The sequence below is a fragment of the Ralstonia insidiosa genome (assembly GCF_008801405.1).
Lineage (GTDB): Bacteria > Pseudomonadota > Gammaproteobacteria > Burkholderiales > Burkholderiaceae > Ralstonia > Ralstonia insidiosa.
Window position 1 is genome coordinate 549,887 of record NZ_VZPV01000001.1, and the last position, 15,490, is coordinate 565,376.

10 protein-coding genes are annotated in these 15,490 nt (G+C 64.9%); 2 read left to right on the plus strand and 8 right to left on the minus strand.

The annotated features are described in order from the left end of the window. Positions 1-48: 48 nt before the first annotated feature. Positions 49-879, minus strand: a complete 831-nt coding sequence (locus F7R11_RS02655; RefSeq protein ID WP_082932864.1) for a winged helix-turn-helix domain-containing protein — start codon at positions 877-879, stop codon at positions 49-51. Between the two features lie 856 nt (positions 880-1,735). After that, positions 1,736-3,604 (minus strand): phosphoenolpyruvate carboxykinase (GTP), encoded by a 1,869-nt coding sequence (locus F7R11_RS02660; RefSeq protein ID WP_064806050.1) that lies wholly within the window; start codon positions 3,602-3,604, stop codon positions 1,736-1,738. A gap of 435 nt (positions 3,605-4,039) precedes the next feature. Here F7R11_RS02660 and F7R11_RS02670 point away from each other — a divergent pair, with 435 nt between their 5' ends. Further along, entirely contained in the window at positions 4,040-5,068 is a 1,029-nt protein-coding gene (locus tag F7R11_RS02670) for a D-2-hydroxyacid dehydrogenase family protein (protein ID WP_064806052.1), read from the plus strand. Between the two features lie 22 nt (positions 5,069-5,090). Here F7R11_RS02670 and F7R11_RS02675 read toward each other — a convergent pair whose 3' ends face one another. The 6 genes from F7R11_RS02675 to F7R11_RS02700 form a co-directional block, all read right to left on the minus strand. Next, positions 5,091-5,981 carry a DODA-type extradiol aromatic ring-opening family dioxygenase gene (locus F7R11_RS02675; RefSeq protein ID WP_064806054.1) on the minus strand — a complete coding sequence of 297 codons (891 nt, stop codon included), beginning with the start codon at positions 5,979-5,981 and terminating at the stop codon, positions 5,091-5,093. A gap of 149 nt (positions 5,982-6,130) precedes the next feature. Beyond that, a complete protein-coding gene (locus F7R11_RS02680; RefSeq protein ID WP_082932865.1) occupies positions 6,131-8,992 on the minus strand; it encodes an efflux RND transporter permease subunit in 2,862 nt (953 codons plus the stop codon). 15 nt (positions 8,993-9,007) lie between these two features. After that, positions 9,008-10,216, minus strand: coding sequence for an efflux RND transporter periplasmic adaptor subunit (locus F7R11_RS02685; protein ID WP_064806057.1), 1,209 nt, complete (start codon positions 10,214-10,216; stop codon positions 9,008-9,010). 343 nt (positions 10,217-10,559) lie between these two features. Next, complete coding sequence (locus F7R11_RS02690) at positions 10,560-11,981, minus strand: dihydrolipoyl dehydrogenase family protein (protein ID WP_064806059.1); 1,422 nt, start codon at positions 11,979-11,981, stop codon at positions 10,560-10,562. A 113-nt stretch (positions 11,982-12,094) separates the two neighbouring features. After that, positions 12,095-12,988, minus strand: a complete 894-nt coding sequence (locus F7R11_RS02695) for a patatin-like phospholipase family protein (protein WP_021196903.1) — start codon at positions 12,986-12,988, stop codon at positions 12,095-12,097. After that, complete coding sequence (locus F7R11_RS02700; protein ID WP_064806061.1) at positions 12,985-13,656, minus strand: TetR family transcriptional regulator; 672 nt, start codon at positions 13,654-13,656, stop codon at positions 12,985-12,987. Before F7R11_RS02700 ends, F7R11_RS02695 begins: the two co-directional genes overlap by 4 nt. Positions 13,657-14,217: 561 nt before the next feature. Here F7R11_RS02700 and F7R11_RS02705 point away from each other — a divergent pair. Next, the gene (locus tag F7R11_RS02705) at positions 14,218-15,477 is read left to right on the plus strand and encodes an efflux RND transporter periplasmic adaptor subunit (RefSeq protein WP_064806064.1); all 1,260 of its coding nucleotides are present in this window, start codon (positions 14,218-14,220) and stop codon (positions 15,475-15,477) included. The last annotated feature ends 13 nt before the right edge of the window (positions 15,478-15,490 follow it).

A 15,490-nucleotide genomic window follows, 5' to 3' on the forward strand; every position in this document is an offset into this window, starting at 1 on the left:
AAACGGCGCTCTTGGGCGCCGTTTTGTTTGATGCGTTTGTGGCTTGCGTCAGGCCGTCATCTGCATCGCTGTGGGACGCAGCGGCGTGCGTGCAAACGGGGTCTCAACGATCGGCTCGGGCTTGCGTGAGGCGGCCACGTTCAGGCGATCACCAATCGGTTCGGCCGCCTGGGCCGCACCACCGCCCACCACCAGGCGGTAACCACCACCACGCACGGTCTGGATCAGGCCGTCGCAGGGTGTGCCAGCCAGCGCCACGCGCAGCTTGCGCACGTGCACGTCGACGGTACGTTCCCCCACGAAGACATGGTTGCCCCACACGCGGTCAAGCAGTTGCGTGCGCGAGTGCACGCGCTGCGGATGCGCGACCAGGAAATGCAGCAGGCGGAATTCCAGCGGGCTGAGTGCGATGGCGCGCGGGCCGGTTTCGACTTGCGCAGTCACGCCCAGGGTCAGCGGGTCGAGGCGCAGGCCGTTGACCTGCAGGATCTCGTCGCCTTGCTGCGGTGCGCGTCGGCGGAGCACGGCGCGGATGCGCGCATGCAACTCGCCCGTGTCGCAGGGCTTGACGACGTAGTCGTCTGCGCCGGCGTCGAGTGCCGCGATCTTGGCGCGCGCGTCGCCATGACGCGACAACACGATGACAGGCAGGCCGCGCGTTTGCGTACTGGCACGCAGCGCCAGAAGCATGTCGATCGACTCACGCTCGGGCCATGCCCACTCCATCACGAGCAAATCCGGCGTGGACGCCTGGATTGCGGTTTGCGCTTGCACTGGGCTGTCGACACGCAGGACATGATGTCCGCCGTCGCGCAGGGAAAATGACAAACGTTCGCCCTCTGCCTGGTCCTGTTCGACCAGCACGATTTGAGTACCCACTTGTAAAACCTCCCGTCTAACCAGCCGACACACTCCGGCGAGCAGCCCTGCGGCTGCGCTCTGCTGTCTGCGGTGCGCGTTGTTATGGATTCCGTGCCGGCATTGCGCGTCTGCCTGCAGGTCATGCCTCTCGGGCGCCATCTGCCGGACCTTGCGGACCTGCAGGACGATCGTCGTGTGTTGCCATCCCGTTGACGATCGGTGGCGGAGCCTCCTGGTGTATCCAGGGTGGTTTGGGATTGGTCGATCAGCCCCCCGGCCTTCTCGTGGCGCGCCGCACTATGCAATCGTTTGCACAAGGTGCGGCATCGTCAACGCGAAAACCGAGCCGGCGCCCCCCCGGGCGCCGGGAAGATGGGGCATATCCCCCATCGGCACATGGCATTGGCCAGCCTTCCTTTCCCGATTCCTCTTGTGTGGATACCCCCTCCGGCTCATGGAAGAGAAATCCCGTTTTGCTGGATTATAAGAATGTCGTGGGAATTCGTCACGCGCCAATTTTAAAAGTCGGTAATTTTTTAGGGGCGGTACATTTCGTACGCCAATGATTGACATGCGATCTTCATAAAGCTATGTCTGGCAAGGGTTTTGGGGCGCATCATGCTGGCAATGATTTGCTGTTCGCATAAATGCACGGTGATTATGTTTCCACCGGCATATTGTGCAATCACCTGTGCTTGACGGTATTTTTTACAACGGGATTCAATTAAATTTAATTCAAGTGATCTGTTTTATTGAAGGGGGTAAATCGCCTAATTTAAACCTTTAGGATTACTGCTTGTTGCTTGAGCAAGTGCCGGCTGTGGGCGAAAAAAAGCCCGCGCGAGGCGGGCTTCCTGTGGGGCGCGGGTGAGCGTCAGCCTTGCAGGCGACTCTCCAGGCGCGCCTTCGCTTCGGGCAGTGCCTGCGGCAGGTGGTTCGCCAACTGCGTAAACAGCTCGTCGTGCAGCGCCAGCTCCTGCTTCCAGGCGGTGGCGTCCAGCGAGATCACCTTGGCAAACTGCTCGGCCGTGAAGTCCAGGCCGTCCCAGCTCAGCTCTTCGTAGCGCGGCGACACGCCAAAGACGTGCTCATCGCCCTGCACCTGGTCTTCCATGCGGTCGATCATCCACTTCAGCACGCGCATGTTCTCGCCAAAGCCCGGCCACACGAACTTGCCGTTCTCGTCCTTGCGGAACCAGTTCACGCAGAAGATCTTCGGCAGCGTGGCGCCGCTCTTGGCGAGCTGGTCACCCAGCTTGAGCCAGTGTGCGAAGTAGTCGGCCATGTTGTAGCCGCAGAACGGCAACATGGCGAACGGGTCGCGGCGCACCACGCCCTGCTGGCCAGCGGCCGCAGCGGTGGTTTCCGAGCCCATCGTGGCGGCCATGTACACGCCTTCGATCCAGTCGCGCGCTTCGGTGACGAGCGGCACGGTGGTCGAGCGGCGCCCGCCAAAGATGAACGCATCAATGGGTACGCCGGCCGGGTTGTCCCATTCCGGATCGATCGACGGGCACTGCGAGGCCGGTGCCGTGAAACGTGCGTTCGGGTGCGCGGCCTTGCGGCCGGTTTCCTTGCCAATCTCCGGCGTCCAGCTTTGGCCCTGCCAGTCGGTCAGGTGTGCGGGCACGGCATCGGTCATGCCTTCCCACCACACGTCGCCGTCGTCCGTCAGCGCCACGTTGGTGAAGATGACGTTCTCCTTGAGCGTCGCCATCGCGTTGGGGTTGGTCTTCTCGCCCGTGCCCGGTGCCACGCCAAAGAAGCCCGATTCCGGGTTGATGGCGTACAGGCGGGTCTGGCCGTCCGCGTCTTGGCGCGGCTTGATCCAGGCGATGTCGTCGCCGATGGTGGTCACCTTCCAGCCGTTGAAGCCGGCCGGCGGAATCAGCATCGCAAAGTTGGTCTTGCCGCAGGCCGACGGGAAAGCGGCGGCCACGTGATACGTCTTGCCCTCGGGCGAGGTCACGCCCAGGATCAGCATGTGCTCGGCCAGCCAGCCCTGGTCGCGGCCCATGGTGGAGGCGATACGCAGTGCGAAGCACTTCTTGCCCAGCAGCGCGTTGCCGCCGTAGCCGGAGCCGAACGACCAGATCTCACGCGTTTCCGGGAAGTGGACGATGTACTTGGTCGGGTTGCACGGCCACGGCACGTCTTTCTCGCCGGCGGCGAGCGGCTTGCCGACGGTGTGCACGCAAGGCACGAACTCGCCGTCGGTGCCCAGCACGTCGTACACCGCGCGGCCCATGCGCGTCATGATGCGCATGTTGACGGCCACGTACGGGCTGTCCGACAGTTCCACGCCAATGTGCGCGATCGGCGAACCCAGCGGGCCCATCGAGAACGGCACCACATACAGCGTGCGGCCGCGCATGCTGCCGTCAAACAGGCCGCTCAGCGTCTGGCGCATCTCGGCCGGGGCCGTCCAGTTGTTGGTGGGGCCGGCGTCTTCCTTCTTTTGCGAGCAGATGAAAGTGCGGTCTTCCACACGCGCCACGTCCGACGGGTCCGACAGCGCCAGGTACGAGTTCTTGCGCTTGGCCGGGTTGAGCTGCTTCATGGTGCCCGCGGCGACCATCTCCGCGCACAGGCGGTCGTACTCTTCTTGCGAGCCATCGCACCAGACAATGCGCTCCGGCTTGGTGAGTGCAGCGATTTCGCCCACCCATGCGACCAGGCGCGGGTGTTTCACGTAATCGGGCACGTTCAATGCGGGCACGCCCTGCATCGCGGGTTGATTCATGACCAAAACTCCAATGGAAGTGAAAAAGAAAGCGGTGGCAGATCAGCACGGCAACCAGGGGCAGCGCGCCAGGCGGCGGCATGGAAAGCGATCGACGGCGCATCGTGAACGGGCCGGATCAGCGACTTCCAGAGGGAGGGGCAACGCAGGCGGAGGGACAGGAGCCGTGCTGATTTCACATTCAGTTACAAAGCGGTGCGCTGACGGAACGTGGGTTTTTCCGGGCAGCGGGGGCCGCGTGCGCTAAAGTGGCGGGACCGAGGTCAACAGACCCTAGAACAAGGACTCGTCACCAGCGAGGCGGCGCAAATTGCGTGCCCGCGGCGGGCAATTCCAAACGTCGCAACGGATTGTTGTGCGACGAGGGATGGGAAGAATACCACCGCGAGGGATCGCTGTTTTTTGCTGCGCACCATTGTTCGAAGTGAGATGTCGATGAAGATTGCCGTACTGGACGACTACCAAGACGCTGTCCGCAAGCTGGATTGCTTCAGCCTGATGCAGGACCACGAAGTCAAAGTGTTCAACAACACCGTCAAAGGCGTGGGGCAATTGGCCGCACGCGTGGCGGATGTGGAAGCCATCGTGCTGATCCGGGAGCGCACGCGCGTGACGCGTCAGTTGCTCGATCGCCTGCCCAAACTCAAGATCATCAGCCAGACCGGCCGCGTATCGCGCGATGCCGGCAGCCATATCGACCTGGATGCCTGTACCGACAAGGGCGTGGTCGTGCTGGAGGGCAAGGGCTCGCCGGTAGCGCCGGCCGAGCTGACCTGGGCGCTGGTGATGGCCGCGCAGCGGCGCATTCCGCAATATGTGGCGAGCCTCAAGCACGGCGCGTGGCAGCAGTCGGGGCTGAAGTCGACCACGATGCCGCCCAACTTCGGCATCGGCCGTGTGCTGAAGGGCCAGACGCTCGGTATTTTTGGTTACGGCAAGATCGGCCAGCTTGTGGCGGGTTATGGCCGTGCCTTTGGCATGAACGTGCTGGTGTGGGGGCGCGAAGGCTCGCAGGAGCGCGCCCGCGCCGACGGCTTTGGCGTGGCGGAATCGAAGGAGGCGCTGTTCGAGCAGTCCGACGTGTTGTCCGTCCACCTGCGCTTGAACGACGAGACGCGCGGCATTGTGACGGTGGCCGACCTCACGCGCATGAAGCCGACCGCCCTCTTCGTCAACACCAGCCGCGCTGAACTGGTGGAAGAAAACGGCCTGGTGACCGCGCTCAACCGCGGGCGCCCGGGTATGGCCGCCATCGACGTGTTTGAAACGGAACCCATCCTGCAGGGCCACACCCTGCTGCGCATGGAGAACTGCATCTGCACGCCGCACATCGGCTATGTGGAACGCGACAGCTACGAGATGTACTTCCGCGTCGCGTTCCAGAACATCCTCGATGTGCTGCAGGGCAACGTCGACAGCGTCGTTAACCCGACAGCGCTGGCACCCGCGCTCATTCGCGCCTGACGCCAACCATCGTTTAGACCGATCAAGCCGCGGCGCGAAGCTGCGGCTGATTGGCGCCTGCGCCGTCAAAGCGGAAGCTGTCCATTGCCAGCGAGCCGTAGGTGACGGTGTCGACCACGTGCTGGGCCTGCACGCCGCCGGCCGTGGCCTGCGCCGGTTGGCCCATTGCCGCGCCGAGTGCCACATACAGCGGCATCAGGTGCTCGTCGGTCGGGTGGGCGTGGGCGGCTTGCGGGGCTTGCGCGCGGTAGTCGCAGAAGGTGGTGAAATCACCACTGCGGATGCCTTCGGTCATGGCCTCCATCATCCATTCGCGGAACGCATCCACCCACGGCTCGACCGGCACGCCATGCTGTGCCGTGCCGGGGCCGCGCATCAGTGCGCGTAGGTTGTGTGTGAAGCTGCCCGAGCCGATGATCAGCACGCCCTCGTCGCGCAGCGGCGCGAGCGTGCGCCCCATCGCCATCTGGCAGGCGGGCGACAGGCCAGGCATGAGCGACACCTGCACCACGGGGATCTTCGCCTCGGGGAACATCAGCATCAGCGGCACCCAGGCGCCATGGTCCAGCGGCTGGCGCGGGTCGAGCACGGTGGAGGCTTGCTCCTCCAATCCGGGGACGACGTTGCCGTCGATCAGCGCGCGGATGCGTTCGGCCAGATCGGGTGCGCCCGGCGGCGCATATTCCAGCGCGTAGAGCTGCGGCGGAAAGCCGCCAAAGTCGTGCCAGGCCTCCTGCTGTGCACGCGCGGTGACGGCCGGGCGGCGCGTCATCCAATGCGGCGAAACGACCACGATGGCGCGTGGGCTGAGCGCGGTCATCTCTTGCCCAAGCGCAGCGAGGGATTGGCCGACAGGGCCCGGATCGGCCGCCAGCATCGGCGACCCATGAGACAGATAGAGCACGGGAAGCATGTCAAATTTCCTGAAGAATGTGGCCACCATTTTGCGCCTCCCCTACGCGGGTAACGTGCATGGATTTGGCGGTGGGGGTCAGGAAAACTGAAGAAGATGTGCGCAAAAAAGCCCGCCGAAGCGGGCAATGGAATCGGAGGACAGGCGCGTCAGCTTGCCGGAGTGGTCTCCGGCGACGGTGCCGCGGCGGCCGATTGCTCGGTCCACCCGCCGCCCAGGGCCTTGTACAGCGTCACCAGATTGTTCAGCCGCGACACGCGCAACGTGATCAGGCTCTGCTGCGCGTTGAACAGCGAGCGCTCGGCGTCGAGCAGCGTCAGTGCGCTGTCCACGCCACGTTGGGCGCGCGCCTCCGACAGGAGGAAGCGTTTGCCTTCGGACTGCACCAATGCCTGCTGTGCAGTCAGTTGCTCGTCGAGCAGGGCGCGCCCTGACAGCGCGTCCGATACCTCTTGGAACGCGGTCTGAATGGCCTTTTCGTACTGCGCCACGGCGATCTTCTTGTTGGCTTCCGACACGCGCAGGTTGGCCAGGTTGGCGCCGCCCGCAAAGATCGGCAGGCTGATCGACGGGCCGAAGCTCCAGGCGCCCTGGCCGCCCTTGAACAGGTCTGAGAACGCAGCGCTGGCGGTGCCGTAGCTGCCGGTGAGCGTGATGCGCGGGAAGAACGCCGCACGCGCCGCGCCGATGTCGGCATTGGCGGCCTTGAGCGTGTGCTCGGCCTGGAGGATGTCGGGGCGACGCTCCAGCAGGTCGCTCGGCAAGCCGGCGGGCAGGTCGGTCAGCAGGCGTTGTGCATCGAGGCCACCGCCGGTGGGCAACTCCGCTGGCAGCGGCTGGCCGATCAACACCACCAACGCATGCTCGGCCTGTGCGGCTTGCAGCTTGGAGGCGGCCAGTGCCGTTTGCGCGGTGTTGCGCGCTTCGGTCAACTTTTCATGGCCAAGACCGGCCTGGTCTTTGAGCTGCAAGTCAAAGCCGCTGGCGTTGCCCAGCTCCATCACCGCCGGCGGGACGAAGGCGTAGGCCAGTGCACCCTTGATGTGCGAGAAAGCGCCCATGGCACGGTTGGCCACCGCCTGGACCTTCTGGTCGGCGCGTTTGCGCTGGCTCCAGTCCTTCATCATCACAAAGGCCACGCCCATGTTGGCGCCGCGCCCGGCAAAGCTGAAGCCTGCTACGGTGAAGACCGAGGCGACGTTCTCCTTCTCGTCGGTCAGCAGGTAGTGCTCGACTTGCTTGAGCACCTCGATGGTCTGTTCTTGCGTGGCGCCGGTCGGCAATTGGATCTGCGCAAACATCACGCCCTGGTCTTCGTCCGGCAGGAAGGCCGAGGGCAGGCGCATGAACAGCACTGCCAGCACGCCCACAATGGCGGCATACACCAGCATCATGCGCACCGGCTTCTTGAGCAGGCGTTGCACACCTGAGGTGTAGCGATGTGTGCCGTTGTCGAGTGTGCGGTTGAACCAGCGGAACAACGCGAATTTCTTCGCTTCGTGGTCTTTGTCGACCGGCTTGAGCAGCGTCGCGCATAGCGCAGGCGTGAGGATCATCGCCACCAGCACCGACAGCACCATGGCCGAGACGATGGTGATCGAGAACTGACGATAGATCGCCCCGGTCGAGCCCGAGAAGAACGCCATCGGAATGAACACGGCCGAGAGCACCAGGGCAATGCCGACCAGCGCGCCCGTGATCTGCCCCATCGATTTGCGCGTGGCTTCCTTGGGCGGCAGGCCCTCTTCGCTCATCACGCGCTCGACGTTTTCGACCACCACGATGGCATCGTCCACCAGCAGGCCGATCGCCAGCACCATGCCAAACATGGTGAGCGTGTTGATGGAGAAGCCCGCCGCCGCCAGCACGCCAAACGTACCCAGCAGCACCACCGGCACGGCAATGGTCGGGATGAGTGTGGCGCGGAAATTCTGCAGGAACAGGTACATCACGCAGAACACCAGCACGATGGCTTCGGCCAGTGTCTTGATCACGTCCTCGATCGACTGCTTGACCACCGGCGTGGTGTCATACGGCGTGACGACTTCCAGGCCCTTCGGGAAGTATTGCGACAGCGTCTTCACCTCGTCGCGCACCACCTGGGCGGTGGCCAGCGCGTTGGCGCCGGTGGCCAACTGGATGCCGATACCGGCCGCCGGTTTGCCGTTGTAGCGCGAGAGGATCGAGTAATCCTGGCCGCCCAGCTCCACGCGGGCCACATCGCCCAGCAGCACTTTCGAGCCATCCGGGTTGACCTTGAGCAGCACGTTGCGGAACTGCTCGGCGGTTTGCAGGCGCGTCTGTGCGGTGATGGTGGCGTTCAACTGCTGGCCGGACACTGCGGGTGCGCCGCCCAACTGGCCAGCCGACACGTCGGCGTTTTGCGCCTGCACGGCGTTGGCCACATCATTGGTGGTGAGCTGATAGCTCGTGAGCTTGTTCGGGTCCAGCCACAGGCGCATGGCATACGGCGCACCGAACACGGTGACGGTACCGACGCCGGGCAGGCGGCTGATCGGATCCTTCATCGTCGAGTTGATGTAGTCGCCCAGTGCGCTCTTGTCCATCGAGCCATCGGTGGAGACCACCCCCAGCACCATCAGGAAGCTCGCGTTGGCCTTGGCCACGCTGATGCCCAACTGCTGCACCACCTGCGGCAGCAGCGGCGTGGCCAGCTGCAGCTTGTTCTGCACCTGCACCTGCGCGATGTTCGGGTCCGCCGCCGATGTAAACGTCAGCGTGATCTGCACGTTGCCGGCGGAGTCCGACGTCGACGCCATGTATTGCAGGTTGTCGATGCCGTTCATCTGCTGCTCGATCACCTGCGTGACGGTGTCCTCCACCGTCTTGGCGCTCGCACCCGGGTAGGTGGCGTTGATCACCACCGACGGCAGCGCGATGGTCGGATACTGCGACACCGGCAGGCTGGTGATGGACAAAGCCCCCGCCAGCATGATGACGATGGCGACCACCCACGCAAAGATCGGGCGGTCAATAAAGAAGCGTGCCATGTTGAATGCCCTCGCTTATTTGGCCGCAACCTGCGCCGCCGGTGCGGAGGCCGCATCCGGGGTTGCTGGTTGCGTGGCGGGAGCATCGGCTGCCACGGTCGTCACATCCGCACCCGGCTTGACCTTTTGCAAGCCGTTCACGATGACCTTGTCGCCGGCGGTCAGGCCGCTTTCGATCACCCATACCGAGCCGACGGCCGTGGTGGTTTTCACGGGGCGTGCTTCCACCTTGTTCTGCGCGTTGACGATCATCACCGTGGCGTTGCCTGCGGCATCGCGCGAGAGCGCGGCCTGCGGCACCGTCAGCGCGTTCTGCTGCGTGGCCTGGTCCAGGCGCGCGCGCACGAACATGCCGGGCAGCAGGTCCTTGTTGGGGTTCGGGAATTCCGCGCGCAGGCTGACCGACCCGGTGGTCTGGTCCACCGTGATGTCGGAGAACTTGAACGTGCCCGGCAGCGGGTACACCGTGCCGTCATCCAGCACCAGGTGCACCTGGGCTGCCTTGCCGTCCACGCCTTGCAACTGGCCGGCCTGCATGGCGCGGCGCAGCGCCAGGATTTGCGTGCTGGCCTGCGTCACATCCACGTAGATCGGGTCGAGCTGCGTGACGGTCGCCATGAGCGTGGCATCGCCCTGCCCGACCAGCGCGCCTTCCGTCACCTGTGCGGCACCGATGCGGCCATCGATGGGCGAGTTGACTTTGGTGTAGCCGAGGTTCAGCTCGGCCGTGCGTACTGCTGCGCGGGCTGAGGCCAAGTCTGCCTCGCTCTGCTTCACGGCGATGACGGCGTTGTCGTAGTCCTGCTTGCTGACCGCGTTGATGGGCACCAGATCGCGATAGCGTGCCTCTTGCAAGGCGGCTTGCGCCAGCGTGGCCTGGGCCTTGGCAGCGGCGGCGCGGGCGCTATCTAGTGTCGCTTGCAGCGGGGCCGGGTCGATCTGAAACAACGATTGGCCAGCCTTGACCTCGCTGCCTTCCACGAACTGCTTCTTGAGCACGATGCCTGCAGCACGTGCGCGCACCTGCGCTACGCGCACGGGGTTCACGCGTCCGGGCAGCTCAACGGCCACCGGCAGGTTTTGCGCGGCGACGGTGACGACGCCCACTTCAACAGGGCCCGCAGCATGTGGCACGGGTTTGTCTTTGCCGCAGGCGGCAAGCACGGTCACCAGCGCGGCAGCAGCCACCAGGCGACGGGAACACAACAGGGAACGGTTACGCATGACGCGTCCTCGGCTAACAAATCGTGGGTTGATGGAGCGCCCCGCCAAGAGTTGGCGGTGGCGTTGGTCAGGCGTGAGGGCGATGAGGGGGCGGCACAGCGTCGGGCGGCATGTGTGCCGGCAGTGCAGCCGTATCACCCGCATGTAGTACCGCGTAAGCCAATGGCCGAGGCAGCTTGCCTGATCAGTCAATCGGCAAATATAAGGATGCCGATGTTGCGGTGCACCCTAACCAAGCAGAACGACATCTTTTCAACATGAATTTAAGAAGTCGCTTGGGAATCGTCTGAAAAACGGCCCCCGGTACGGTGTTACGCGCAACAGCCTGTTGTTGCCAATGGGATTAGAGGCTCAGCAGTTCTTCCGCCACCGTCGGGTGCAGGCCCACCGTGGTGCGCAGATGCTTGAGCCGCACCCCCATGCGCACCGCCACCGCCAGCGCCTGGATGATCTCGGGCGCGGCGTTGTCGACGATGTGGGCGCCAAGCACACGCCCGCTGCGCGCGTTGCACACCAGCTTGATCAGCGATTCCATGCCGGTGCCGGCAAAGCGCTGTTCGAGTGAAACGAAGCGGCGGACCACGACGTCGATGCGGTCGGCGGTGGCGCGTTTGTCGGTGTCTGCACGGTCTGGCCAGCGCGTGCGTGCGTCAGCTTCGGTCAAGCCCACGGTGGCGATGGCCGGGTCGCAGAACACTGCCGTCGGCACCGCATTCATGTCGGGCAGTCGCAGCATCCCCTTCAGGCCCTTGCCGAACAGACGCTCCGCCACGTACTGCCCCTGTGCGGTGGCCACGGGCGTGAGCTGCTGCGCGCTGCTGACATCGCCCACGGCATGCACGCCGCGCGCGCGGGTACGGAAGTGGCGGTCCACGGCGATACCGCCGCGCGCATCGAGCGAGACACCTGCCGCGTCCAGCCCCAGCCCCGCCGTAGTTGGTGCGCGACCGATGGCGGCCAGTACGCGCTGGGCACGCAGCACGCGTGGGATGTCACTGGACGTGTCGTCGCTCACGTAGACGGCCACGCCATCGCCATTGACCGCATCGCGCTCCACGCGCACGACGTCGGCGTTTGGTACAAGGTCGACGCCGCAGTGGGCTAACGCCTGCGCGGAGGCCTCCGACACGGCGACATCAAATTCGGACAGCACGCGTGCCTCGCGCACCAGCAGCGTCACGCGCACGCCAAAGCGCGCCAGCATCGATGCCAACTCCACCGCCACCACACCACCGCCCACGATGATGAGCGAGGCGGGCAGTGTGTCCCAGCCGAAAACGTCGTCGGAGCTGCAAGCGAGTTCGGCGCCGGGCACCGGTAGCGGAACAGGGTGTGCGCCGGTGGCCAGCACCACCTGCCGCGCGCGCAGCGTGGTCTTGCCGGTCTCGCCGTGCAACCGGACGATGCCGCGCCCGCGCAGCGACGCCATGCCGGTCAGCCACTGCACCCCTGCGTCCAGCAGGTGTGAGTGATAGACCTCGTTCAGGCGCGCCACCTCGGCGCGGGTGCGGGCGATGGCCTGGCCCCAGGCGTCGGCGGCATGCGTCGCGCGCAGGCAACGCGCAATCGTCTGTGACCAGGCCGCACCGTAACCGAGCAGTTTCTTGGGCACGCAGCCGCGATTGACGCAGGTGCCGCCCACCTGTGCGCGGTCGATGATCAGGGTGCGCGCGCCCAACTGCGCTGCACGGCGCGCGGCCGCCAGCCCGGCCGAGCCGGCGCCGATCACGATCAAATCAAAGGAGGCTGCGGATTTTGCGGGCATGGCGGTGTCCGTCTGTCCATCAAGGTGGCATCGGCCGGACGGCCATGGCGGCACGCCGGCGGGCGCACCGTGTGCAGCAAACGGCGCGACCGCCGCTTGCCGGATGACGATGGCTACGCAGCCACCGGTTCGGCGAACCCGCGTGGAAGTTCGCGCAGGAAGGTTTCGCCGTCATGACGGCCGAGCGCATAGGCGTCGCGCATGGCGCCCGGGCGGGTGTAGTCCCAGCTCGAGATCGGCACCTTGCGCGAGGGCTGCACGTAAAAGCGGCGCTGCACGCCGCCGGCCACCGGCACATCCATGCGGAAGAACGTTGGGCGCGGGTACAGGCGCGTCACCAGCACCAGTGCATCGCCCGGGGTCGGGTCCAGCGCGTGCACCGGCACGTTGTCGACCATGCCGCCGTCGAGCACCGGCCGCCCCGCGCGCCGCAGGACCGGCGTGAACGGCGGGGTCGATGCGGATTGCAGCAACAGGTCGGCCAGCTCTTCGGGCGAGGCGCAATCCTGCGCGCGCACGAATTCGGGCGTGAAGCCCAGGCGCCGGCCCAATGTCGGGTGCAGCGTCTTACGGACGTGCTTTTCGATGTTGTACGCGATCAGCCCCGCCGCCACGGCCGTGCGCGCGCCCATCCAGCGTGGGATATGCGCCACGCCGATGCGGATCTCGGGCGCCTGCGCCAGCCGCGCGAAGCGGCCCTCGCCAAACACCGTCAGCAGCGCCGTGCGGTACATGCCGTAGTGCGGGAACACGCGCTCGCCGCGCAGCAGGTTGCCCCAGTGGGCGTTGCGCTTGTTGTGGCGTAGGGTCTCGCCGTAGTAGTCCATCAGCTCGGCGGAATTCCAGGCGTGCAGCATGCAGGCCGTCGATGCGCCGGCCGAGATGCCGGTGATCACACGTGGCGCCAGGCCCAGTTCGGGCTGCACGACATCCCACCATCCGGCTTGCCACCAGCAGCGGTTGCCACCGCCGGCAAACACCATCTGATCGAAGGTGGGCGTGCTCATGCGGAGGCCTCGGTACGGGCGGAGCCAGTACCCGGCTGCGGCAGGCGCAGCGCGGGCGAATACTTCAGGGTGTCGATGCAGGCGTCCATGAGGCGCTCGCGTTTGCTGGCGAGGGAGGAGGCATCCGGATAGAACAGGAAGTCGCCCATGATGCCGTTGAACGTGGCATGGAAATGCGACACCGCCAGGGGAATGTCCAGGTCAGTCGGCAACTGCCCGCGCCGCGTTGCCTGTTCGATGATGCTGGTCAGGTGCGTCATGCCTTCCTCAAACGATTCCTGCTGGCGCTTGAGGATGGGGCTCGTGTCTTCCACGAACTCGCACTTGTTGAACATGATCTCGAAGACTTTGCGCCAGTGCGCGTCTTCCACCAGTTGGCGTAGCAGAAAGTTGCCCACTGTGCGCAGTTCACCCAGTGGGTCGTCGGCTTCCACCCCCAGTGGCGTGCACATGGTTTCCATCGGCAGCTTCACACGCTCGCACATGGCGGCGAACACGTCCGCCTTGTTGCGGAAATGCCAGTAGATGGCGCCGCGCGTCACGCCTGCGGCCTGTGCGATATCCGATAGCGACGTGCGTGCCACGCCACGTGCATAAAACACGTCTTCTGCCGCATCCAGGATGCGGTTGCGTGTTTCCAGTGCTTCTTCCTTGGTTCGTCTGACCATGATCTTCCAGAGGAACGCTGGCTCACCCTGCCAGCGTTCTTTCGATTCGCTTTTGTGCGCCGCACAATCTTTGGCAACGCATTATTTCATACTGCGCAACACTGCGCCCAGTGCTTCAGGCGATGCAGACCTTGATGGATCGCACCTTGCCGCGATCCCGCGCCGTTCCGCCATTGCAACGAATTTAGCCAAAGTTGCAACAATGGCCCTGCTTCGCCCAAGGATCCTGCTTACATACATGCGTGAACGTATCTATAATAGCGCGCACTTCGCCTGTTGCACATCGCAACATTCGCCAGATCAACTTGGTCTGTTCTACAGCCCGAGCGTCTTGTGACTGGGGGAAGCACTGCAGCAAATCGCGCTCGTTCTCGTGTCGTTGAGTCCGTTTTGTTGCGACTTCGTCGCAAACGCCGTATCGCATGCCATCGGATGCGGCTAGGATCGTGCGTTTCAATTGTATTTTTTGGTTTCGCTGACGGTTTGCCGATACCGCACTCGCACTCGTTTGCGCGGCGGCGCGGCGCCCGGCATTCCGCTTATCGCCACATGGGGTCATCTATGACGAACACCCGCCGTTATCACCAACTCGCTGCCGCCGCATTCATGGTGGTGGCGCTTGCAGCCTGCGGCAACAAGCAGGCACAAGGGCCGGGCGGCGCCGGCATGCCTCCGGCCGAAGTCGGCGTTGTGACTGTGCAGCCGCACGCTGTCGGTCTGACCAGCGAATTGCCGGGTCGCCTGGAAGCCACGCGTGTGGCCCAGGTGCGCGCGCGGGTCGCGGGCATCGTGCTCAAGCGTTCGTACGCTGAAGGCAGTGACGTAAAGGCTGGCCAGCAGCTGTTCCAGATCGACCCGGCGCAGTACCAGGCCTCGCTCGACAGCGCCAAGGCGCAACTGGCACGCTCCGAAGCCACGCAAACGCAGGCGCAACTGAAGGCCGAGCGCTACAAGCCGCTGGTCGCCACCAACGCCATCAGCAAGCAGGATTACGACGATGCGACGGCCGCTGCCAAGCAGGCCACCGCTGACGTAGCTGCCGCGCGCGCTGCCGTGGAAACCGCCAAGCTGAATCTCGGTTACGCCAGCGTCACTTCGCCGATCGCCGGCCGCGCCGGTCTGGCACAGATCACTGAAGGCGCACTGGTTGGCCAGGGTGAAGCCACGCTGCTGACCACCGTGCAGCAGATCGACCCGATCTACCTGACCTTCACGCAGTCGAGCACTGAGGTGATGCGCCTGCAGGAAGCGCTCAAGGCCGGCAAGCTGGCCAAGGCTGGCGGTGATGCCGCCAAGGTCACGCTGGTGACGGAAGACGGCCGCGCCTATGCGCAGCCCGGCAAGCTGTACTTCTCTGACCTGACGGTGGACCCGGCCACCGGCACGATCACGCTGCGCGCGATTGTTCCGAACGCCGACCGCACGCTGTTGCCAGGCATGTACGTGCGCGCCCGTCTGGAGCAGGCGGTGGACGAGCAGGCCATCACGGTGCCGCAACAGGCCGTGACGCGCAGCCCGGATGGTGCCTCGGTCATGATCGTAGACGCCGATGGCAAGGTGGCGGTGCGTCAGGTTCAGGCGGACCGTTCAACTGGTACGGAGTGGATCGTCTCCAGCGGACTGAAGGCGGGTGACAAGGTCATCGTCGACGGCCTGCAGAAGGTTCGCCCAGGCGCGCCGGTGAAGGCTGTGCCGTGGCAACCGGGCGCAGCGCCGGGCCAAGGTCAGGGCCAAGCCAAGCCAGGTCAGGGTGCAGCACCTGCTGCCAGCGCCCCAGCAGCAAGCGCCCCCGCTGCCAGCGCACCGGCAGCCAAGCAGTAAACAAGGAGCCATC

Coding starts and splice junctions, on each gene's coding strand:
- F7R11_RS02660 (WP_064806050.1), bottom strand. CDS start 3,604: ATGAATCAACCCGCGATGCAGGGCGTGCCCGCATTGAACGTGCCCGAT.
- F7R11_RS02675 (WP_064806054.1), bottom strand. CDS start 5,981: ATGCTTCCCGTGCTCTATCTGTCTCATGGGTCGCCGATGCTGGCGGCC.
- F7R11_RS02685 (WP_064806057.1), bottom strand. CDS start 10,216: ATGCGTAACCGTTCCCTGTTGTGTTCCCGTCGCCTGGTGGCTGCTGCC.
- F7R11_RS02690 (WP_064806059.1), bottom strand. CDS start 11,981: ATGCCCGCAAAATCCGCAGCCTCCTTTGATTTGATCGTGATCGGCGCC.
- F7R11_RS02700 (WP_064806061.1), bottom strand. CDS start 13,656: ATGGTCAGACGAACCAAGGAAGAAGCACTGGAAACACGCAACCGCATC.
- F7R11_RS02705 (WP_064806064.1), top strand. CDS start 14,218: ATGACGAACACCCGCCGTTATCACCAACTCGCTGCCGCCGCATTCATG.
- F7R11_RS02670 (WP_064806052.1), top strand. CDS start 4,040: ATGAAGATTGCCGTACTGGACGACTACCAAGACGCTGTCCGCAAGCTG.
- F7R11_RS02680 (WP_082932865.1), bottom strand. CDS start 8,992: ATGGCACGCTTCTTTATTGACCGCCCGATCTTTGCGTGGGTGGTCGCC.
- F7R11_RS02695 (WP_021196903.1), bottom strand. CDS start 12,988: ATGAGCACGCCCACCTTCGATCAGATGGTGTTTGCCGGCGGTGGCAAC.